The organism is Bacillus sp. AL-1R (assembly GCF_052180195.1).
In the GTDB taxonomy this organism is placed as follows: domain Bacteria; phylum Bacillota; class Bacilli; order Bacillales; family Bacillaceae_G; genus Gottfriedia.
Map to the genome: position 1 here is coordinate 3728261 of NZ_CP197469.1, position 23077 is coordinate 3751337.

The following is a 23077-nucleotide window of genomic DNA, read 5'->3' on the forward strand; positions in this document are numbered from 1 at the left end:
CATTATAAATATCTTTCAAAATTTACAATATCATATTTAAATTTCACTTGATTCAATAATATAAATCGAAGAGGGTCTAACATAATAGTCTTTACTAAGTTTTTCTTTTATTCGATGCATTTCATCTTCAATTTTTTCTCCTCGAACAAAAGATCCCCCTTCGATAGCATTTTGATCATCTAGTAAAACATACCACGAAAACCGAAACTCCTTCATAAAAATTCACCCTTTAAACTAAGAAACTATAAATAACTATTTTTCATTATATTCACTAACCTCAAATTTATTTTAGTCAATCGTCTAAATAATCATAAAAAGCTTATAAAATAAACTGTCCTTTAAATGTTAGACGCCTACTAACATTTAAAGGACAGTTCAATTTAATTAGTTTTATTAACAAGTTTGCAATTCCTTCATTTGAGTTAATAGTTGATAAGCATGATGAACACTTTCATTAGATGGTGGCTGAATATCTTTTAGGGGATATTTTAATCCTAATGCTTCCCATTTATAGACTCCTAATTGATGATATGGTAAAACTTCTACTTTTTCCACATTGCTTAATTTGCTTATAAAGTCACCTAGTTTAATTAGATTATCTTCTGAGTCGGTGATTCCAGGAACTAGGACATGTCTAATCCAAACCGGGATATTTTTCTTATCCAAGTACTTTGCAAAATTTTTAATCTGCTCATTTGATTTCCCCGTAAGTTTTATATGTCTTTTCTCGTCAAAATGCTTTAAGTCCAATAATACTAAATCAGTGTATTCTAATACTTCGTCTAATTTTAAAAGAAAGTTTGGATCAGTACTGAAACATCCACCAGATGTATCAATTGTTGTATGGATCCCCTTTTTTCTGCAAGATTTAAACAGTTCTAATAAAAAGTCTAATTGTAATAATGGTTCTCCTCCACTAACCGTAACCCCCCCCCCAGATGATCTCATAAATGGAATATATGTCTTGATATCCTTCATTAATTGATCAACTGACATTTCTTTACCTGCTCCAATTTTCCACGTATCTGCGTTATGACAATATTGACATCTTAATAAACAACCTTGCGTAAAAATGACATATCTAAGACCTGGTCCATCGACAGTTCCACAAGTTTCAATTGAATGTATATTTCCTGAAATCATTGTCATTCTCCTTTGAACAATTTATTCCTTATTTAGTAAAAACAATAAAAGCCTAGTGAAGCATGTCCCCCACTAGGCTTGGAACACGAGAGATTTTTACATAGAACCGTGGAAAGTTCTATTTATTACGTCAATTTGTTGTTCCCTAGTTAATTTTATAAAGTTAACTGCATAACCCGAGACTCGAATTGTTAATTGTGGATATTCTTCAGGATGTTCCATCGCATCCATTAATGTTTCTCGATTAAATACATTTACGTTTAAGTGATGACCACCTTTTTCTGTATATCCATCTAACATTGCTACTAAGTTTAATATTTGTGTACTCTCGTCCTTGCCTAAAGCTTTTGGAACAATTGAGAAAGTATTTGAAATTCCATCTTGTGCATCTTCATAAGGTAATTTTGCTACTGAATTTAATGACGCTAGCGCTCCATGTGTATCGCGTCCATGTAACGGATTAGCACCAGGAGCAAATGGTTCACCTGCTTTTCTTCCGTCTGGTGTGTTACCTGTCTTTTTACCATATACAACATTAGAGGTAATTGTTAGCACTGATGTTGTATGAATTGAATTACGATATGTTTTATGCTTTCTTACTTTTGCCATAAAGCTTTCAACAAGTTCTACAGCAATATCATCTACATCATCATTGTTGTTCCCGTATTTTGGATATTCTCCCTCAATTTCAAAATCAACAACAATTCCATTCTCATCGCGAATTGTTTTAACTTTTGCATGCTTTATAGCTGATAATGAATCGGCACATACTGAAAGTCCTGCAATCCCCGTTGCCATAGTACGTTTTATATTTGCATCATGTAACGCCATTTCAATTCGTTCATAACTATATTTATCATGCATATAGTGGATACAATTTAATGTATTCACATATAAGCCGGCTAACCAATCTAATAAAACATCGAACTTAACTTTTACTTCTTCATAGTCAAGATATTCAGATGTAATCGGAGCATACATAGGTGCTACTTGAGCTTTTGACTTTTCGTCTTTACCGCCGTTAATTGCGTATAATAATGCTTTAGCAAGATTTGCACGAGCACCAAAGAATTGCATTTGTTTACCAATTGTCATAGCTGATACACAACATGCAATACCATAATCATCACCATATTCCGGGCGCATGATATCATCATTTTCATATTGAATTGAGCTAGTTTTAATTGACATTTTAGCGCAATATTGTTTAAATCCATCAGGCAGTTTTGCTGACCAAAGGACAGTTAAATTAGGTTCTGGTGCTGGTCCTAGGTTATCTAAAGTATTTAAAAAGCGAAATGAGTTCTTCGTTACAAGCGGACGACCATCTATTCCTATTCCACCGATTGACTCTGTTACCCAAGTAGGATCGCCAGAAAATAACTCATTATAATCAGGAGTACGAGCAAACTTGACTAATCTCAATTTCATTACAAAATGATCGACTAATTCTTGTGCTTCTTGCTCAGTTAAAGTACCTTCTTCTAAATCACGTTCAATATAAATATCTAAAAATGTTGAAACTCGTCCTAAACTCATAGCGGCTCCATTTTGCTCTTTAATTGCAGCTAAATAGCCAAAATATAGCCATTGAAACGCTTCTTTTGCGTTTGTTGCAGGTCTAGAAATATCAAACCCATGTTTATTTGCCATTTGTTTTAATTCATTTAAAGCACGTATTTGTTCATTTAGTTCTTCACGATCTCTTATTACTTCTTCTGACATAACACTTGTTGTTCTATTTAATGTTTCAATCTTATCTTTAATAAGTTGATCTACCCCATATAATGCTACTCTTCTATAGTCACCTATAATTCTTCCACGACCGTATGCATCAGGTAGACCTGTAATAACACCAGAACGTCTTGCAGCTTTCATTTCTGATGTATAGGCATCAAATACACCTTGATTATGTGTTTTTCTATATTCTGTAAAGATCTTGCTTATTTCATCATCAACTTTATATCCGTAAGACTCGCATGATGCTTCAGCCATTCGAATACCACCAAACGGTTGTAATGATCTTTTGAAAGGTTTATCTGTTTGGAATCCAACAATTTGTTCTAATTCTTTCTCTAAGTATCCTGGTTCATGTGAAGTAATCGTAGATACAATTTTCGTATCCATATCTAAAACTCCACCATTTTGACGTTCTTCTTTAGATAGTTTAAGTACGATATCCCATAGTTTGTTAGTTGCATCCGTTGGACCTGAAAGAAAAGAGTCATCCCCAACATAAGATTTAACGTTTTTTTGTATAAAGTCCCTTACATCAATCTTTTTTTCCCATCGCCCAGTTTCAAATTGTCTCCATTGTTCCATCGTATTACTCCTCCTCTTTTTGCATATAATACAGAAAGTTTTTTAAGTATATAACAGATTACGTAACTAATTTATCATAGGATGAACTGAAACAATCGTTTATAATATGAACAAATTGTGAAATGTTGAACAAAGTGACAGAAATGTTAACTCACATTAACCTTTTATTCTTTCCACTAAATTACAGTTGCTTCATATATCTAGTAATTCACTCAGAAAACTTTCTTGTTAAACAACAAACTGTTATACTCAATAGATAGTAACTGTATTAGCAAATTTATGAAAATTTGTGGACAAGACATTCACAATCCAAATATGCGATAATACTATGGTTAATACAAAAATGAACAATCCATTTGAACAATGTTTATATAAAGGAGCAATTTATGAATACACAACTTAATCTTTCTAGTTCGATAAATGAAAAATTAAATTTAATATATAATGAACAAATTCAAAAAGTTCTAAATGAAGAGCAATTATTAATTGGAACGAAACAATATGTTTCGCAAGATAAAACGATTTTAGAAGATGCAATTACTGCCCTTCTACTTGGTAAAAATATATTATTAAAAGGGCCTACAGGTAGTGGTAAAACGGTTTTAGCTGAGACCTTATCAAAATTACTCTATCAACCGATGCATAGCATAAACTGTTCTGTCGATTTAGATTTAGAAGGAATTGTTGGATATAATACAATTGCTTCTAATACAAATGGATCGGAAGTAGTTTTCGTCGATGGGCCTTTAATGAAAGCAATGAAGAAAGGTCATATTTTATATATCGATGAAATTAACATGGCAAAACCAGAAACATTACCATTACTACATGGTGCACTTGATTATCGAAAAATGATTACCAATCCATTTACTCAAGAAGTAGTAAAAGGTGACGAAAACTTTAGAGTAATTGCAGCTATAAATGAAGGTTATGTAGGAACAAGCGAATTAAATGAAGCTTTAAAAAATCGCTTCATTATTATAGATGTTCCATATATTAATGGAGAATCATTACTTCAGTTATTAAAAGATGAATCTGAACTAAAAGATGAAGAACTACTGAAGAAATTCACAAGCTTTTCAAGCGATTTAATTCCATTAGCAAGTGAAGGCAGAATTAGTGAAGATGCAGCAAGTATTCGTGGTGTTCTTGACGCATGTGATTTATCTGTTCATATACCAGTACTTCGAGCAATTGAACGCACGATTATCGCTAAATTATCTGATGACATTGAGCGTGAGACTGTTAGAGAACTAGCTGAAAGTTATTTTCTTTCTTGAAATGAGTGATGATTAATATATGAAACAAATCATTTTTAACAATAAAAAAATCGACGCTTCCACTTTTCTTCAAATGGAAAATTTATCGATTTCTCTTTCGAAAGATCGTAATTCATTTTTAGAATTTGATTTCCAAGCGTATTACGATGATGAAGAACAAAAATTTACTGTCAGTCACTTTTGGGATACACAAGAGCATCGTACCCAGTTACAAGGTTTGAAATCAGATGTTTATTTAAAAGCTTTAGGTAATAAACATTATTCAGATTTTAGTGAGTTCAAAGATACACTAAAGGAACTACAAGAAACTCATTTAAAAAGTTTTTTTACACAGTTGTTTGTCCTTTTAGAAGATATCCGACTTGAAGAACTGATTATTTTGCAAAGACCAGGTACAAGACAATTATTTTCTACGAGAAAAAAGATATATAGACATTATTTTCAATCACAATTCAAAGCAAATGAAATGCGTAATTTTCATTTAGATCAATTATTTTGTTTAATTTATCTCTCACTTACTTCTACTCAATTAACTTATCAAACGAATGAACAACTCGAGGATATTTTACCTATCCTCTTTCAAACGTTTGAAGCTAAGAAAACAAGTGATATTTCTTCTATTGTATTTAGTGTGCAGCAAAGATTACTCTCACAGTATAGGGAAGATATGATTCACACATACTTTGGCTATTTACCACTAAATAAAAATAACGAATTAGCATCATGTAATAGTAAGGTAAAAGAACTTCAAAATGACGACCAGCAAGAGGGTCTTGATGAAAGAAATAGCGAAGATGAAAGATTATCAACTTGGCATAGAGAAAGTAAAAATAATGAAACAGATGATAATTTTTTACGATTTGAAGTTGAAAGTGGAACAAAAACTTCTATAAAAGCCAATTTTGCACGAGAAGAAGAGGCTGGCGATCAGGCAATTGCAAATGCATTCGGTTCATCCAAACAAGGCGAGAATAAAAAGTCAAAACAAACTGATTCCCATGAGGCTTCGAATTCATCCTCTTCACAGCAAAATCCATTTGGTAAATACAATAGTAATGTATCTATTCAATATAAAGAAGCAACTGGGCAAACAGTTACTGAAAAGAAACAATATTCTACATTGTCGCAAATGGTATCTAAAGATGTTAAAGAACTAAGAAAAACGATTGAAAAATCCTTAGAAAATAAGCAAAATGCACCGACTGATAAATATTATGGTAGATTAAATAAAAAATGGATTCGACTTTTCACAGAAGAAAATCCTAAAATGTTTTATAAAAAACAAACTGAATCAAAAGAATTGGATGCTGTTTTTTACTTATTAGTCGATTGCTCCGGATCAATGTTTAATAAAATGGATGAAGTGAAAAAAAGCGTTATTCTGTTTCATGAAACATTAAAACAGTTAAAAATCTCTCATAGCATTAGTGGCTTTTGGGAGGATGCTTCAAACGCTACAAAAGAAAATAAACCAAATATTTTACATCAAGTCATTCCATTTTCAAGCTCTTTATCACCTTCAGTTGGCCCAAATATAATGCAACTTCAAGAAGAAGAGGACAATCGTGACGGCTTAATGATTCGAATTGTTTCAGAGGAACTCGCTAAGCGTCCAGAAAAGCATAAATTTTTGCTCGTGTTTACAGATGGTGAACCTTCAGCATTAGATTATTTCCAGGATGGAATTATCGATACGCATGAAGCAGTTAAACAAGCTAGAAAACTTGGAATTGAGGTAATCGGTACTTTCATAGAAGAAGAGGAACACCAAGAAGAAACCTCACAATTAATGAAAAATATTTATCAGCACCATTACTTAATTGCTTCAAATGCAGAGGATTTAAGACTTCAATTAAAACCAATGCTAAAAAAATTATTATTAAGAAGCATAGAATAAGATAGTTGTCCATAAAATGAAAAGAAATAAGCTTACGTAAGCCTATTTCTTTTTTTTTAGAGTATTTTGTCGAACAGATTTACATAATGAATTCGTATTTCCTATTGATTTTTAAAATCAATAGGAGTACGATAAATTTTGACGACTTAGAGAGATGCAGATTTAAAGAAAAGCTAGTGATTGATTACTAGTTTGTTTTGTATTTAAGGGGGATTAGGACTATGCCTACTTCATTTAAAGCAACATTCTCACGTGTACAATTCGTATTACTGGTTGCATTAGTAGTCTGGCTAAAAACGTATATTGTTACTCTGTTTGGATTCGATTTAAAGATCGATACTGTCTTTCAAAATGTAATATTATTTATAAGCCCTTTGGCATCCTCATTATTCCTTGTAGGGTTCGCACTTTTTTTCAAAGGGAATAAACGTAACACAATAGCACTCTTGATTAATTTCATTTTAACTTTGCTATTATGTGGAAACGTTTTATTTTACGGATTCTTTAATGACTTCATAACACTACCAGTGCTGTTCCAAACTAGTAATATGGGTGATTTAGGATCAAGTGTAAAAGAACTAGCAAGCTTTAAAATACTATTCATGTTTATTGATATCCCTATCCTATATTTGATCTCAAAAAAATTTCCTAAATTTTCAAACACAAATCGAGTTCCTTCTTTTATGAAGTCAACTTATTATTTAATTACGATTGCCATTGCAGTTTTAAACTTAGGTTTAGCTGAAATGGAAAGACCTGAGTTGCTTACTCGATCTTTTGATCGTGAAATGCTAGTAAAAAATCTTGGACTTTATGTTTATCAAGGCTATGACTTATCACTTCAAACAAAGACTTCAACACAAAAAGCCTTTGCGGATAGTAGTAAATTAACTGAAATTGAAAACTATGTAAATGGTAACGACGTAAAAGCAAACGCAAAGCTTTTCGGTAAATATAAAGGTAAAAATGTTATTGTTATCTCTTTAGAATCAATGCAAACTTTTACAATTGGTGCAAAGGTTAATGGTAAAGAAATAACTCCATTTTTAAATAAATACATTAAAGAAGAAAGTTATTATTTTGACCACTTCTATCACCAAACTGGTCAAGGAAAAACCTCTGATGCTGAGTTCATTATTGATAACTCTTTATATCCACTAGATCGTGGTGCTGTTTATTTTACACATGCAAATAACGAATATATGGCTACACCTGAAATATTAAAAGATCAAGGATATTATTCAGCTGTTTTCCATGCAAATAATAAAAGCTTTTGGAATCGAAATGTAATGTACCCTTCATTAGGTTACGATCGTTACTTTAATGAAGTAGATTATACTATTACCGATGAAAACTCGGTAAACTGGGGGTTAAAGGATGAAGATTTCTTCAAGCAATCCATACCTCTCTTATCTCAAGTGAAACAACCGTTTTATACTAGATTTTTAACATTATCAAACCATTATCCTTTCTTACTTGATCCCGGGGATCAATTCATTGATCAATATAATTCTGGTGACGAGACACTTGATCGTTATGTAACGACAGTACGATATATGGATGAATCAATTAAACACTTTATTGAAGGATTAAAAAAATCAGGTCTATATGATAATACAATTATTGTAATGTATGGAGATCATTACGGTATTTCTGAAAATCACAATCGTGCAATGGCTCAGTTCTTAGGAAAAGACGAGATTAATTCATATGACCATATGGATTTACAACGTACGCCATTCATTATTCATTTACCTAAACAAAACCAAGGTAAAACAATATCAAAGGTTGCTGGTCAAATAGACGTAAAACCTACGATTCTACATCTATTAGGTGTTGATACAAAAAATGATATCGAGTTTGGTAAAGATTTATTTAGCCCAGATTATTCAGAATTCATTGTTTTCCGTGATGGAAGCTTCGTTACAAGTAAATATTATTATGTAGCGGGCTCGAATGAATTTTATAATCGTTTAACTGCCGAAAAAGTCGAAGTACCAGATCAAGAAGCGAAACAATTGATTGATAAAGCAAAAAAAGAGCTAACACTTTCAGATAATATTGTTTACGGTGATTTATTCCGTTTCTACAGCAACAATAAGCATAAAACAGGTACAATGCAAACAATTACTGAACCAAATCAGTAAGAGGTATTTCAATAGAACCTTATTGTCTGATAAATAAATTTTTAGTTTTATACACCGAGAGATGCTTTTACAAGCATCTCTTTTTGTTATAATATGGTATTTATACATAATCTTTTTAATTAAAATATAGTGGGAGGATATTCATTGTATAAAAACTCTAAGTTATTATTTTGGACGATCGAACTACTATTATTATTTTTAGTTTTATTCGTTGGAACAAAAATATCATTCTTATTTCAACCAATTGCTATTTTAATAAGTACATTATTCGCTCCAATTCTAGTCTCAGTCTTTCTCTATTTCCTGTTCGCACCAATCGTTGATTTTTTAGAGCGAAAGAAAGTGCCCCGTTCAATAGGCATTCTTCTTCTCTATCTCGGATTAATCTTAATTGCTGTCGTATCTATCATCAATGTATTCCCAACCTTAACTGAACAATTTAAAGATTTAGTAAATAATATGCCAACAATTGTAAATGAAGCAACAAATAAGATTGGCTTATTAGAGAAGTGGTTAGGAAGTCAAAATTACGTTGAAATTAAAGATTTAGAAAAGAAAGTTGCGGACTATGCTCTAGTATTTCTAGGTGGTATTACAGGTGGAATTGGTGCGTTTTTCAATATTTTAAGTAATGTAACGTTAATCATCGTTACAGTTCCATTTATACTGTTTTATATGTTTAAAGACGGTCATAAATTTCCAGCTGCACTGTCTCGTTTTTTACCACAAAGCTTAAGGAATGAAGCAATTCATATAGCTAATGAAACAGGCGAAACATTGGCTTCTTACATTCAAGGTCAAACAATTGTTTGTATTTTTGTTGGAATTGGAACATTTATTGGATATAGTATTATCGGAATACCTAATGCATTAATTTTAGCGTTAGTAGCTGCTATTACAAATATTATCCCTTACTTTGGTCCGTTTATTGGTGGAGCTCCTGCAGTGATCGTTGCAGCTTTAATTTCTCCAAAATTAGCTTTATTCGTTGTACTAATCATTGTTATTGTTCAACAAATTGATTCAAACTTAATTTCGCCATACATCATGGGGAAAAAGTTAAATATTCATCCTTTGACGATTATTTTATTATTATTATTCGCTGGTAACTTTGCTGGTGTACTTGGTATGGTTTTAGCTGTACCAACATATGCAATTTGTAAAGTAGTGATTGTTAATATCTCTAGGATTATCAATTTAAAGAAAAAGGCGAAATTCGCAGATAAGATTATTGATGATGATACTGAAACAAATATCGAAATAAACATTAACAACGATAACGAACCAAAAGAATAAATAAGAGCAAGAATAATGAAGTTGGAGTGACATTCACTCTTAACACTTCCATTATTCTTGCTCTTTCTTTTTACAATTTAAGCGTCTCTCTTCCCTGCTCTCTATTTAAGAGCCATTCCTTTCTCCACAGTCCGCCAGCATAACCCGTTAGCTTACCGTTTGATCCAATAATCCGATGGCATGGAACGATGATACTTAATGGATTTCTTGCATTTGCATTCGCAACTGCTCTTACAGCCTTTGGTTTCCCAATTCGATTAGCAATATCTGCATATGAAGCAGTTTCTCCATATTTAATTTTAACTAGTTCCCTCCACACACTTTCTTGAAAAGGAGTTCCTTTTGCAATTGATTGAATACTAAATTCTTTCCTAGTTCCATTGAAATATTCAATCAACTCATTCCCTGCCTCTTTCAAAGAAGGTGGCACAATTTTTTGAATTTCGTCATTCTCTTCTTTGACAAAATCAATAAATGCTACTCCTTTTTCATTTCCAACAATCCTTAATATGCCTAAAGGAGTGTCTATATAAGCTGTATCTAATTGATCCATAAATCATTCTCCTAGATTATTTATCAAAATTTGGAAAATACTCCATCGCTTCACTACATCGATTATAACCGTACCGTTTATAAAAATTAACTCCTTGCTCGCTCGGCCAAACAATAACAAACTCGAAGTTCATTTCACATACCCAGTTATTTACTTGGGAGATTAATATTCCGCCAATCCCCTGCCCCCGATAATCCTTTAATGTATATACATTCGTCATGAAAGCAAAAGGATTAGTCACTCTACCAGGTCGAGGTACTTTTTGAATAAGCTCAATATAAATATGGGAAGCAATTGTACCTTCTATTTCAGCAACCCATATATACCACTGTTTACTGTTCAATGCCTTTAGTAAAAAATCACGACATTCATTGTAAAAGTCATTGTATTCGCTCGCTTTAATTCTTCCAGTCTCGTAATCTTCCAAAGTAAAGTCCCATCTCATCTTAATTAACTGATCAATATCTTTTATTTCTGCCAGTCTGACCTTCATTTTTCCTCCCTTAATCCTCTGTACCTAAAACATCAGTATTAGGTGGAATATACCCCATCAGTCGAGCCATCGCGACGATTTGTCCTTTATGATGATATTCATGTGTAATCGTATGTACGAGCAATTTCATCGGTGTGAGGGATATTTCTTCATTCTGATCTCTCCATGGAATCTTTTGAACAATTGGTCGATTCAAGCGGTCCACTGTCATATCCAATAATTCATTAACGTATTGATTAGCTTGTTCAAATCTTGATTTAATATCATCAAGACTAATATTCACAATATTTTCCTTTGGTGTAATTGGCTTTTTTGTTTTTAATAATATAAAAGATCCTATCCATGCGATATAACAATCAGCAATATGTAATAGCGTTTCTCTAACACTTTGGAAACCGAACCCGTCCAATTTTCGAGTAAAATCCTCTTGCTTTAATTCACCACAAAAGTTTAGCAATGCTTCTCGATTTTCTTTTACCCATTGATATTCTTTCAAACTCACTACAGTCACCTCTTTCAGTATTATTTAGTTATGCTATTCTACCAAGTGGTATAAACTACCTTCTTAGTAAACTAAAAAAGGGTCTGTGTTTTATATACAGACCTTGATTCCTTTATACAAATAACTTCAGGCTTACTTGAACAATTAATAAAACAGAAACAGAAATTAATAGAATTCTAGCTAACTTCATTGGTACAAATTCTGCAAATCTTAACCCAACTTGATTACCAACAATTGAAGCAGCAGCCATTGTCAGAGCAATTTTCCACTGGAAGTGACCTGTCATATAAAATATAATAAATGCTGATAAACAACTCCCAAAATTTAATACTCTAGCCAACTGAACTGCATTAACATACGTAAACCCTTTTTTAATAAAATACAAGATTGCAAATGTAGAAGACCCTGGACCAAAGCCCCCATCATAAACACCAATCCCCGTTAAGATGCCCCGATCTAGCAATGTTTGCTTTTCAACACCACTTTTATTCATAGTTTCATAGTTCCACTTTTTACTTGCAAATGTTAACCATAATGAGCCAGCTAATAAAACTAATGCGACAATATTCATCACATGTTCATCTAACATACTTGTTACAAATGCACCAATTCCGCCACCAATGAACGAAACAATTATAAATTGAATAATGACTGAAGCTTTAAAATCTTTCTTTTTAATTGTATAAAGAATACTACTAAACGACCCCAAGCCTGAGGCAAACTTATTTGTGGCAATACCCGTTTGAATAGGAATGCCAAGAAAAATCATCATTGGGAGTGTAATTAATCCCCCGCCACCTGCTAATGTTCCTACTAATGCTGCACCAATTCCTAAAATAAAAAGTAATAATAGTGAGTCCATTTTCCTATCTCCCTTTTTTGCGTCTCTCATTACTATACACAAAATATTCGAAAAAGGGGAAACTAAAGACCTCATTATTTATGGCTGATGATGGAATAGGCAAATAAACAGCCAACTGCAATTTAAATCCATAAGAATCGGTGATGGCCTACTTCAACATAAAAAGGACTTGCCCATTCGTCAATTAACATGACTTATGGACAGCCCCTATTTTTAAAAAATACTCAAATTATATCGTGAAGCTAGTAACTCTAATAATTTTATACCGGCTATACTGTTTCCTTTTTCATCAAGTGACGGTCCATAAACACCAATACCAAATCGACGAGGTACCGCACCCATAACACCGCCAGAAACACCACTTTTAGCAGGAATACCAACTTTAATTGCAAACTCACCCGATGCATTATACATTCCACAAGTAACCATAAAAGTGTTACAAATCTTTGCTATTTTTTCAGGTATTAATTGCTTTTTAGATATCGGATCCCAACCATCAAGTGCAAAAACAAGTCCAATCCTTGCCAATTCTAAACAGTTTACTTCGATTGAACATTGTTTCGTATATAAATCTAATAACAACTCAACATCTTCAGTAATGATTCCATGTTCTTTCATAAAGTAACAAAGCGATCTGTTCAAGTGTGCCGTTTCAAATTCTGATGTAGCAACCTCTTTCGAATATGAAAGATCTTTATTATCTGTTAAGTCCCTCATAAAGTTTAATAGTCGATTAAAGCGATCATTTATACTATGACCTTTAATCATACTTGTAACTGCCAAAGCCCCTGCATTAATCATTGGATTTAACGGCTTTCCTGCAGACCTAACTTCTAATTTTGCAATCGAATTAAACGGATCACCTGTAGGCTCCATCCCTACTCGTTCAAATACATAATCTTCTCCACGATCCATTAGGACTAAAGCAAGCGAAATTACCTTCGAAATACTTTGCAAAGTAAAACGAATGCTCGTATTACCAGCTTCAAAATGTCGTCCATCAGGCAAAAACACTGCCAACGATAAATCCTTTTTATTTGCCTTTGCAAGAGCAGGAATATAATTGGCTACTTTGCCATACGGAATAAACTCTTTTGCATCTTCAATAAGGACTTTCAATTCCTCCATCTGTTGAACTTCTTTTTCCTCTCGAAATCCATTCTGCATCATAAAAATCACCTGTTTATTTCATTTTTAAGGGAAAAGGCACTCCCAAAACCACTTAAAATAGTATACCTACCTAAAGTTCCCACTTTTTCCTATCTACTTCTCCTACCAGATCTTCCCGCATTTCTTGTTCTTCCAACACTTTCTGTTCTTTCGCCTCTTCTTGTATTTCCTGTTCTTTCCGCTCTACCTGCATTTCTTGATCGATCTGCCCTGTTTGAACTTCCGGCTCTTTCCGCTCTGCCTGTGCTTCCCGATCTTTCTGCTCTACCTGAACTTCCTGTTCTTTCCGCTCTACCTGCATTTCCCGTTCTTTCTGCTCTACCTGCATTTCCTGTTCTTTCTGCTCTACCTGCATTTCCCGTTCTTTCTGCTCTACCTGCATTTCCCGTTCTTTCTGCTCTACCTGCATTTCCTGTTCTTTCCGCTCTGCCTGTATTTCCCGTTCTTTCGGATCTGCCTGCACTTCTCGTTTTTTCTTTTCTACTTGCATTCCTAGATTTTTGTACTCTACCCGCATTTTCTGTTCGATCAGCTCGATAAGCTCGATCTGAACTTTCTCCTCTTTCCATTTCGATTCTCTTAATTGAAAGATTAAGCTCTTTTTCAATTATTCTCATATCTTGAAAATCTTTTGGAGTTGCAAATGTAATCGCGATACCAGTATCTCCTGCACGTCCCGTTCTTCCAATTCGATGTACATAGCTTTCTGTATCCAACGGTATATCGTAGTTGAATACGTGAGTAACACCTTCGACATCAATACCCCTAGCTGCTACATCTGTCGCTACAAGATATTGTATTTTAGCTTCGCGGAATAATTTCATAACTTTTTCGCGCTTGCCTTGGGTTAAATCTCCGTGAAGTTCTTCAGATAAAAGACCTTTTCCTTTTAGCTGTTCATTTAGTTTATTCGCTCTTCTTTTTGTTCTACAAAAAATGATTGCTAGAAACGGCTCTGATTCTTTGATTTGATTTAATAAGGCATTAAATTTTCCGCGATCTGTTGTTTCAATAATTAATTGTTCAATTTCATCTAGCGTAATTCTTTTCGCTTTTACTTTAATAATTTCCGGCTTTTTCATGTATCGCTTCGCAAGTGATTGGATTTGATCTGGCATTGTAGCTGAAAATAATAAGGTTTGTCTCGATATAGGAGTTTGATTGATAATATCTTCTACCTCGTGTAAAAATCCAATATGTAACATTTGGTCTGCTTCATCGAGCACTAGAAAATCAACTTTATCTAGATTGATTGTACCTCGTCTTAAATGGTCTAAAAGTCTACCCGGTGTTGCAATGATTAAATGTGCACCGCTTTTTAGTTTACGAGCTTGTTGTTCAACATCTTGTCCGCCGTACACAGCAAGTACTCCAAAATCTTCACTCACAATTCTTTTAGCCTCAGCAGTAATTTGAAGAGCCAACTCTCTTGTTGGAGCAACGACTAATGCTTGTGTATGTGGTAATTCTAAATTTATTCTTTCAAGAATTGGAAATAAGAATGCAAATGTTTTACCAGTCCCTGTTTGTGCTTGCCCTATTAAATCCTTTCCTTCAAATACGATTGGAATTGCCTTCTCTTGAATTGGAGTAGGCTCAGTTATTCCTAATTCAGTTAAATACTCCGTTAACTCCTCACTTAAACCTAAACTAGAAAATTTATTCATTTTAATTACCTTACTTTCTATTTTCTATCATTATAAATAATAATGGTTGATTCATATAAATACTCAAAAAAAACGACTAATCCATTGTATCACAACGTTTATTAATCTTTTAAAATAATTCTTATTTAACTGTGTCAGAGAAATCGGTCATTTTTCTACTGCATCAAGTTATTTTTTACAATTCCTTCGTAAAATAATCACCTTAGTCTATTTAAAATTGACTTTTTTCAATAACATAAAAAAACGGTAACCGTTCGATGGTTACCGTTTGATAAATTACTCTAATCCTAGTGCTTGTAAAACATCATCTAATGTTTTGCCCTTATACTTTGTCGCTGCCTTTGGTGAATTGTCATTCCATGGATTTTGCATTTTGAAGTTATTAATGACATACTGCATATCCTTTGCATCAACAGCACCATCATAGTTAATGTCAGCATCACGCTTATTTGTATTCCAATAAGTTTGGATATAGATAGCGTCTTTTACGTCAATGACATTATCTTTATTTACATCTCCACCAGGAATATAGTCATAATTGACTGGTTTAGATCCTGCCGTCGTTTTTCCATTTTCTTTAACACCGATTGTAAAATCTTTCGAGAATGTAAAATGACCTGGTACGTCAATTTTTAATGTAAAGTCATCGTCTGTTATTGGTAATTTCGTTCGAAAAGCAAATGGGAATGACTGAGAATATCCTAACTCATCAGATACACCATATTCTTTTCCATTTTCATCTTTCACGCTAATGTTTGTACCTGCTTTAATATAATCAACTTGTTTCATTTCAGGCTCTAAACCTCCAAACATCATTAATCCTTCTGCCTGAACTTGACCTCTCATTAATGAATATGTTGGTTTAATATAGAAATACGGTTGAATCCCCTGTGTCGTTACAGTCGTATTATCCACATTTGTATAAACTGCGTTAAAGAATCGACTTGACCCAGTTGCATTATAGAAGGTCATTGCACCTTTGTAATATAAGTCTTTCGCTTTTAATGTTAGGTCTACCAACGACACGTCACCAGCGATTCCAGTGTTAGCTAAGTCCCCTGTTGCAGTTGCGGTAACTGTCATTTTAGTTAACGAATTATTGAAAGGAGCAGTATTATATTGAACATCTAGTTTTCCTTTAAATGAAGCATTCGGCTGTACATTAATTAAATCAAGGTACTGACTTGGATAAAGGAAAGTGAATTCAGCTTTCTTCAAGTTTGTATTCACATTTTTTGTTGAAAACGTTACAGTTGTTGATTCACCCATGTCTATCCGTTGTTTATTAGAGATCGCTGTTGTATAGGCTGTTCCTTTTCTAACAAAATATGCATCAATTAAACTACCGTAGTTTCTAACACTTGATTTGCTATAATCCGAGAAGTCATACTCTGTAATTGCATTTACAATTGGACCAGATGTACTTAACGGTATCTCAGCGTTAAAATTACCTTGTGAATCTAGTGGTATACTTTTCTCTTGAGAGTTATTAGGATTATAATAAGTAAAATTATTATCACCTTGTGAAGCAGTAATGCCTGCTGCTTTCATCTCGTCTATTTCCTTATCAAACACATTACCTGAGACAGTAACTTTCGTGTCAGTTGGATTAGCAGTCTCGTAAATGCCTCCAGCTGTCATATTGTTCATTGTTACTTTTGCTTCTTTCACCCCATTGTAAACCGGTGCATCGGCAGTGAAAGTTTCACCTTTATCATTAGTTCCTACCATTCTAATTTTCCATAACCCTGGATCAACTTCTTTAAAATCATATGCAATCGGATTTTCCGAATCACCAGTTAAAGGATAATATTGACCGTTACTTAGAACTCCTCTGAAATAATACTCAATATTCTCATCTGCTCCCATTCCATCAGCTGAGCCCAAGAACCCGATTTCTTTGTCTGTTTTTGGATCCACAAGGAAGAAGTCAAAATTACGCATATGAGAATTTAATTTAAAGTTAACCCCAATTGACCATCTTGTCGCATTACTTGCCGCTTCATAAGGTACTGTGAAAGCTTGTGGATTACCAGTAAGATAGTCTATCCCTTCTTTCACCGTATGAATCGCAAACGGGATTTTATATGTTTCATTCGGATCCTTTTGGTTTGTATATACAACATAACCTTCATAAGTTCCAAGTTTCGCATCTTTAGGAACATTGATTGTAGCATCCATATTGGCACTGCTATATCGTTTTACTTTTAGAGAAGATTTAACATCTAATGTAACTCCATTTGCAGCAGCATCTTGGTCTTTTCTAGAGTCATTTGTGAATCGCCCGTCCAATGTTTGGAATTGAACTTTTACATCATATGTTTTATCTACAGAGCTTTTATTAAATAAAGTAATAGAACGTTGATCTGTCAGATCTTTACCAGAAACAGCTTGTTCTCCAAAGCTTAAAGCACCAGTAATGTTTTTAATTTGTTTAATTCCCTTACTAGCAAGAGTAGTTGCCCCATTATTACTTGCATTGTCTTTTATAGTTGAAGTTTTATCTTTTACTTGAATTTCCGTCTGAGCATGAACAGCATCATAAGGATTTACACGTCCAGCACCGACTTCATATACACTGTATTTTTCAGATAACGGATCTGCTGTATTCATAAGTGTTGATTTAATATCTGAAGGAGACATTTCTGGGTGAGCTTGTTTTAATAATGCTGCTACTCCAACAACGTTTGGAGTTGCCATTGATGTTCCAGATAAGCGCTCATATGCGTATTGATAGTTTCCAATTTGATCGGCTCCATGCATATAAGAAGGAACAGTAGAGAAAACAGATACACCAGGTGCTGTTACTTCAGGCTTAATATCGTATAGTACACGAGATGGACCACGTGAGCTAAATGGTGCTAATTTATCACCTATAGTTACTATTTGTTTCATATTACTAAATGTAAAGTCTAGCGATGTACCTATAGATGCACCTGTAACAGGTAATTTAGCAGCTAAAGCTTTTCCTTGGGCGTTACTCAGTAAAAATGTCGGAAGTAAGCCGTAACCATCTCCAAGATACACATCCCCTAATGGAACATCTGCATCATATAATACTACAGCTTTTGCCCCATGTGATTTAGCTGTCGCTATGATCTGAGTAATTCCAAAGCTACCCCGTTGCACAAGAACAACTTTTCCCTTTACATCGATTGGCAAATAACTACCATCTTCTTGACGCTTCTGGTAACTAGGTTCACCACCATATGATACATTTACCATTTGCAAAGTTTGCCCATCAAAGTCAGCTACATTATCAGTTAACCCTTGAGCAGCTAGCTTTAAATCCACCGGTATATCGCCTGTTGAAGGATGCAATACACCTGAAAAACTTGGAATTGTAACAGACGTGTCACTTGCACCTACTGTAATTGCTAAAGGAGCATTACCAGGAGCACCAAGTGAATACATTCTGTCCCCTGAGTTTCCTGCTGCGACAATCGCTGTTACGCCTGCAAGGACAGCATTGTTTACAGCAATACTCGTAGGATATAATGGATCATTGTAATTAGCTCCAAGAGACAGATTAATGATATCCATTCCATCAGATACTGCTTTATCGATACCTGCCAAAATAGCCGATGTAGAACCTGATCCATAAGGTCCTAGAACACGATAAGCATAAAGATCAGCATCAGGTGCAACACCTTCTACAGCAAAATCTGCGCTGTTTTTTGCTTGTCCAGCAATAATACCAGCTACATGTGTTCCATGCTCAGTATAGTACGCTTCACCGCTTGAACCTAATTCAGGTTTGCCTGACTTCTTCCAATCGGCATATGAGGTTTCCATCGGGTCATTGTCATTATCGACGAAATCATAACCACCTTTAAAGGCATCTTTTAAATCAGGATGATTGTAATCAATCCCTGTATCAAGAATTCCGACTTTTACACCTTTTCCTGTAATGCCTTCTTGGTGAAGTTTTTCAACGCCAGGAAATGTAACCATCGTATGAGTTGCAGTTTGCTTAGTTGTTGTTTCTTTAATTGAAGGTGGCTCTACTTGAACCTGCAGATCACTCCAAACAGCTTTTACAGCGCTAGATTTAAGTAGCGACTTTACTTTGTTAGCTGGTAGAGTTATAGAAACCCCATTAAATGCCTTCTTATATGATCGTTTAATTGAATATGGATTTTTCTTTGATTTTAATTCACTGCTAAAAATTGTTTTTAAGTCTTTCTGGAATGTTTCGTGTGAAGCAGCCACCTTCTCTTTTGCTGCATCAGCTGTTAGCGTTACGCCATCAGACTCTGCTTCTAAAACTGCAGTTTGCTCTGGCTTGTCCTTAAATTCGACAATGACCGACGTAAGCTTATCACTTGTTTGATCAACATTAGGTAACAATTGAAGTCCCTCTTTGTCACTTAATTTCAATTGCTTAATTGCCTCGCGCTGTTGTGGTGTCAGTTGTGTTAATACTTGTTCAATCTTTGTTGTTGCTTGCGCATGTACTTGTTGTGAAAAAGAACCTGGTGTCATTGTAGTACTGATTAGTCCTGTTGTTAATGCTAATGTTGTAACATTTCTAAACATATTTCTTTTCAACTACGATCCCTACTTTCTTTCCTTGATAAATTAAGTATAAAGAAAATTGACACAATTTTATTTCCTGAAAATTGTGTCAAATCGTATTTTTTTTATTTAATTTATCTATTAACTCTCTTTTTCCCCCCATTAGAACAGTACTTTTTAAATGATAATAAAGGTAAGCTTATGCTCTGCAAAGAATAGTTTAATAACAATAAATTTAAAGGAGCTGATTAAATGAATGGAGTTTTAGATATTGTTATTTTTTGTAAAGACACAGATTCTTCTAAAAAATGGTATGAAAAGGTTGGATTTGACTATTTAAGGGGTCACGATGGTATGTATTGGTTTAAAGCTGGGAATGGCGAGCTAATGCTCCATCCTACAGATTCTAAGTCCCATACTGATGCAGTCTTTCAATTAGTCGTAAATGAAGTCGATCCACTATTTGAAAGTATAATAGAAAAAGAATTAACACCATTAGATTTCTCAAATGGAGAAAAAATCATCACAGAGCCTACTATCCAACCATGGGGCTATAAGGAATTTTGCTTAAGAGATCCAGACGGTTACATATGGGCATTTATTCAAAAATAAAGTAGCTTTAAAAAAAGAAAAATCCACATGATAATTCATTATCAATGTGGATTTATTTTACGTTCAACTACCGCTCCGTTAAACTAAAAGCCGTACAATTTATGATATTACTTTGAAACATTCACTTCCTTTTTTAATAGCCTCCCTTGCTTCCTATACATAGAAAATGTTGACCAATTTGAAATGAATACTCCAGATAATATTAGTATGCCACCAATCGCCATAATTGGTTTGATTGGTTCGTCCATTACAAAATAACCAAGGACACTTGCTATTAATGGGGATACATAAAGCCATGTTGAAGGGAAGAATGGGTTCGTTTTAGATATTAACCAACTGTATAATCCGTGTCCCCCTATTGATCCTATTAATACAAGATACAATATTGGCCACGCAGCGTCCCAGGAACTTAAACTTTCAATTTTCGGTTTTTCTAATAAAAACGAAACGAATAGTAGAAATATTCCACCATATAACATTTGAAAAGCATTGATTAAAAATGGTGATACAGTGCTGTGTTCTGTAAATATCTCTTTTGAGGTAATCGATCCTAATGTATAAAAAGCTTCTCCTAATAAGACTGCCATACAAGCAACGACCCATAAGTAAGAGACATGCTGACTTATTCCAGGTAAACAGACAAAAGTTACACCTGTAAAAGCCATTAATAACGCGATTAGTTGTTTACGCTCAATTCCCTTATTATTTTTCCTTAATTGGAAAAGTAATATCATCATTGGACCAGTAGCAGACAAAACTGCGGCTAACCCCGATGTAATATATTGTTCAGCCCAATATAATGTTGAAAATGTCATAAAAGTTAAGCAAAATCCAATATACATAATTCGTTTTGAAAAAATAAATTTCTTCACATTTACTCCTTTAAGAAGGAAATAGAAAATGACAATCAGTCCAGCTAATGTAAATCGAATGCCGGCTGAAAATAAAGGCGAAACTCCCGACTCAATTCCAAATTTTATTGCTAGAAAAGTTGTACCGAAAATCAAGCAAATAAGAAGATAATTAATAATGATCATTTCATCACCCCTTTGATAAAAGTATTATATTAAAGTCGGAGTATAACAGTATAATAGAGCATATAACAGTTCACTCTTTTTCCATTGACGATTTATCTTTTTTTAATTAATTTATAACTAAAAACAAGTGGTGATCTATGAAAATTCAAATCCATCAAAAATCAACAGTTCCGATTTACCTCCAATTAAGTACTCAAATTGCAGGTAGCATTCAAAGTGGTCTACTTTTGCCTAACGAAAAATTACCATCTTTACGCAAATTAGCAGAAGAACTTTCAATAAGCATTTTAACTGTTAGAAAGGCTTATAAATACTTAGAGAAAAACGGCTATGTCACGGTAGAGCCAGGTAAAGGAGTATTTATTAGTAAGAAAGTTCAAAAAACAACACAACTGAGTCCAAGTAATAACTGGCAACAGACTTTAGGAATCAATATTGTAAGATCCCAATATTTAATAAATAGAGAACAGTTAAAATATGATTTTTCAAAAGCAGTCGTATATCCACGTCTGCTTCCTAATAAATTTTTAGCGGATGAAATGCAAAAATTATTAAGAGATGATGCCTCTATATTAACAACTTATGGCCCTGTTCAAGGAGATATCGAATTAAGATCGGAAATTGTTAAACATATATATGAATTTCAAAAAATACAATCTAAAACTGAAAATCTAATTATTACAAGCGGCGTTCAGCAAGGAATTGACTTAGTAGCCCAGGCACTATTAAAACCTGGGGATTCAATTATAGTCGAAAGTCCATGCTATGGTGGTGCACTTGATATTTTTATAAATAAGGGGATTCATATAATACCTGTCGAGATGGATGAAGAGGGAATTCGCTCAGACTTAATTGAAGATTTGTGCATTAAATTTACACCAAAATTAATTTATGTTAACCCAACCTTTCAAAATCCAACTGGAATCTCAATGAGTAATGGTCGTAGAAAAGAATTAATTCAACTAGCACAACAGTTTCAATTTTTTATTCTTGAAGACGATTCGTTTAGTGATATTTATTTCGAAAAAGCATTTCAATATTACCCAATTAAATATTATGATCAATCAGAACACGTTATCTACATAAAAGGATTTAGTAAAACTTTAGCTCCTGGAGTTAGAATTGCTGCAATGCTGGCAAATGGACCGGTTTTAGAATGGCTGCTTGCAGTTAAAGCTTCAATGGATGTGGGTAGCCCTTTACTAACACAAAAAGCGATTTTACCATTTCTACGAACCGACCGAATGCGAAGTCATGTGGAAAAACTACGGATCGCTCTACAAATTCGTCGTGATACAAGTGTTGAAATACTTTCATCTCTAACTGATCAATTATATTTCCAGATACCTGATGGAGGCTTTAATTTGTGGCTTACATTTCATGAATCCAATTTAGATGTTTTTAACTTATTAAGAAAAGCTAATCATGAAAATATCTCATTCTTACCTGGTGTAGCTTGCTTTAACAACAATACAGATATTTCTTCATTTAGGATTAGTTACTCACTAGTTAGCGAAAATGATTTAGTCAAAGGGCTAGAGAAACTACGCAAGCTAATTAAACAAATATAAAACTATT

General features: G+C 33.7%; 17 protein-coding genes. 6 read left to right on the forward strand and 11 right to left on the reverse strand.

The window, feature by feature from the left end; translation table 11 throughout:
- Positions 1-36 precede the first annotated feature (36 nt).
- The 3 genes from ACSBO6_RS18020 to pflB form a co-directional block, all read right to left on the reverse strand.
- Entirely contained in the window at positions 37-216 is a 180-nt protein-coding gene (locus tag ACSBO6_RS18020; RefSeq protein WP_498843751.1) for a hypothetical protein, read from the reverse strand.
- 177 nt (positions 217-393) lie between these two features.
- Positions 394-1143 (reverse strand): pyruvate formate-lyase-activating protein, encoded by a 750-nt coding sequence (pflA, locus tag ACSBO6_RS18025; protein WP_098846458.1) that lies wholly within the window; start codon positions 1141-1143, stop codon positions 394-396.
- Between the two features lie 96 nt (positions 1144-1239).
- Positions 1240-3465: a formate C-acetyltransferase gene (gene pflB, locus ACSBO6_RS18030; RefSeq protein ID WP_498843752.1), complete on the reverse strand. Its 2226-nt coding sequence runs from the start codon at positions 3463-3465 to the stop codon at positions 1240-1242.
- A 386-nt stretch (positions 3466-3851) separates the two neighbouring features.
- Between pflB and ACSBO6_RS18035 the strand changes: the two genes are divergently transcribed.
- The 4 genes from ACSBO6_RS18035 to ACSBO6_RS18050 all read left to right on the forward strand — a co-directional run bounded on the left by ACSBO6_RS18035 (position 3852) and on the right by ACSBO6_RS18050 (position 10085).
- Positions 3852-4745 (forward strand): ATP-binding protein, encoded by an 894-nt coding sequence (locus ACSBO6_RS18035; RefSeq protein WP_098846456.1) that lies wholly within the window; start codon positions 3852-3854, stop codon positions 4743-4745.
- A gap of 19 nt (positions 4746-4764) precedes the next feature.
- Positions 4765-6642, forward strand: coding sequence for a vWA domain-containing protein (locus ACSBO6_RS18040; protein ID WP_498843753.1), 1878 nt, complete (start codon positions 4765-4767; stop codon positions 6640-6642).
- A gap of 221 nt (positions 6643-6863) precedes the next feature.
- Positions 6864-8789, forward strand: a complete 1926-nt coding sequence (locus ACSBO6_RS18045) for an LTA synthase family protein (protein ID WP_098846454.1) — start codon at positions 6864-6866, stop codon at positions 8787-8789.
- Between the two features lie 144 nt (positions 8790-8933).
- Entirely contained in the window at positions 8934-10085 is a 1152-nt protein-coding gene (locus tag ACSBO6_RS18050; protein ID WP_142339224.1) for an AI-2E family transporter, read from the forward strand.
- A 70-nt stretch (positions 10086-10155) separates the two neighbouring features.
- Here the strand turns inward: ACSBO6_RS18050 and ACSBO6_RS18055 are convergent, their stop codons facing one another.
- From ACSBO6_RS18055 to ACSBO6_RS18085, 7 genes are all read right to left on the reverse strand, one after another.
- Entirely contained in the window at positions 10156-10638 is a 483-nt protein-coding gene (locus ACSBO6_RS18055) for a methylated-DNA--[protein]-cysteine S-methyltransferase (RefSeq protein ID WP_098846452.1), read from the reverse strand.
- A gap of 16 nt (positions 10639-10654) precedes the next feature.
- Positions 10655-11131 carry a GNAT family N-acetyltransferase gene (locus ACSBO6_RS18060; protein ID WP_098846451.1) on the reverse strand — a complete coding sequence of 159 codons (477 nt, stop codon included), beginning with the start codon at positions 11129-11131 and terminating at the stop codon, positions 10655-10657.
- 10 nt (positions 11132-11141) lie between these two features.
- On the reverse strand, positions 11142-11633 hold the full coding sequence (locus ACSBO6_RS18065; RefSeq protein WP_098846450.1) for a DinB family protein: 492 nt from the start codon (positions 11631-11633) through the stop codon (positions 11142-11144).
- 112 nt (positions 11634-11745) lie between these two features.
- Positions 11746-12495: a sulfite exporter TauE/SafE family protein gene (locus ACSBO6_RS18070; protein WP_098846449.1), complete on the reverse strand. Its 750-nt coding sequence runs from the start codon at positions 12493-12495 to the stop codon at positions 11746-11748.
- Between the two features lie 213 nt (positions 12496-12708).
- Complete coding sequence (glsA, locus tag ACSBO6_RS18075; RefSeq protein ID WP_286138334.1) at positions 12709-13662, reverse strand: glutaminase A; 954 nt, start codon at positions 13660-13662, stop codon at positions 12709-12711.
- A 92-nt stretch (positions 13663-13754) separates the two neighbouring features.
- On the reverse strand, positions 13755-15332 hold the full coding sequence (locus ACSBO6_RS18080) for a DEAD/DEAH box helicase (protein ID WP_498843754.1): 1578 nt from the start codon (positions 15330-15332) through the stop codon (positions 13755-13757).
- A gap of 276 nt (positions 15333-15608) precedes the next feature.
- Entirely contained in the window at positions 15609-19883 is a 4275-nt protein-coding gene (locus ACSBO6_RS18085; protein ID WP_498843755.1) for a S8 family serine peptidase, read from the reverse strand.
- Between the two features lie 219 nt (positions 19884-20102).
- Between ACSBO6_RS18085 and ACSBO6_RS18090 the strand changes: the two genes are divergently transcribed.
- Positions 20103-20462, forward strand: coding sequence for a VOC family protein (locus ACSBO6_RS18090; protein ID WP_098846446.1), 360 nt, complete (start codon positions 20103-20105; stop codon positions 20460-20462).
- Between the two features lie 107 nt (positions 20463-20569).
- Here the strand turns inward: ACSBO6_RS18090 and ACSBO6_RS18095 are convergent, their stop codons facing one another.
- The gene (locus tag ACSBO6_RS18095; protein WP_098846445.1) at positions 20570-21499 is read right to left on the reverse strand and encodes a DMT family transporter; all 930 of its coding nucleotides are present in this window, start codon (positions 21497-21499) and stop codon (positions 20570-20572) included.
- Positions 21500-21636: 137 nt separating this feature from the next.
- Here ACSBO6_RS18095 and pdxR point away from each other — a divergent pair, with 137 nt between their 5' ends.
- Entirely contained in the window at positions 21637-23070 is a 1434-nt protein-coding gene (gene pdxR / locus ACSBO6_RS18100) for a MocR-like pyridoxine biosynthesis transcription factor PdxR (RefSeq protein ID WP_098846444.1), read from the forward strand.
- Positions 23071-23077 lie beyond the last annotated feature (7 nt).

Coding starts and splice junctions, on each gene's coding strand:
- ACSBO6_RS18020 (WP_498843751.1), bottom strand. CDS start 216: ATGAAGGAGTTTCGGTTTTCGTGGTATGTTTTACTAGATGATCAAAAT.
- pflA (WP_098846458.1), bottom strand. CDS start 1,143: ATGATTTCAGGAAATATACATTCAATTGAAACTTGTGGAACTGTCGAT.
- pflB (WP_498843752.1), bottom strand. CDS start 3,465: ATGGAACAATGGAGACAATTTGAAACTGGGCGATGGGAAAAAAAGATT.
- ACSBO6_RS18035 (WP_098846456.1), top strand. CDS start 3,852: ATGAATACACAACTTAATCTTTCTAGTTCGATAAATGAAAAATTAAAT.
- ACSBO6_RS18040 (WP_498843753.1), top strand. CDS start 4,765: ATGAAACAAATCATTTTTAACAATAAAAAAATCGACGCTTCCACTTTT.
- ACSBO6_RS18045 (WP_098846454.1), top strand. CDS start 6,864: ATGCCTACTTCATTTAAAGCAACATTCTCACGTGTACAATTCGTATTA.
- ACSBO6_RS18055 (WP_098846452.1), bottom strand. CDS start 10,638: ATGGATCAATTAGATACAGCTTATATAGACACTCCTTTAGGCATATTA.
- ACSBO6_RS18060 (WP_098846451.1), bottom strand. CDS start 11,131: ATGAAGGTCAGACTGGCAGAAATAAAAGATATTGATCAGTTAATTAAG.
- ACSBO6_RS18070 (WP_098846449.1), bottom strand. CDS start 12,495: ATGGACTCACTATTATTACTTTTTATTTTAGGAATTGGTGCAGCATTA.
- glsA (WP_286138334.1), bottom strand. CDS start 13,662: ATGCAGAATGGATTTCGAGAGGAAAAAGAAGTTCAACAGATGGAGGAA.
- ACSBO6_RS18080 (WP_498843754.1), bottom strand. CDS start 15,332: ATGAATAAATTTTCTAGTTTAGGTTTAAGTGAGGAGTTAACGGAGTAT.
- ACSBO6_RS18090 (WP_098846446.1), top strand. CDS start 20,103: ATGAATGGAGTTTTAGATATTGTTATTTTTTGTAAAGACACAGATTCT.
- ACSBO6_RS18095 (WP_098846445.1), bottom strand. CDS start 21,499: ATGATCATTATTAATTATCTTCTTATTTGCTTGATTTTCGGTACAACT.
- pdxR (WP_098846444.1), top strand. CDS start 21,637: ATGAAAATTCAAATCCATCAAAAATCAACAGTTCCGATTTACCTCCAA.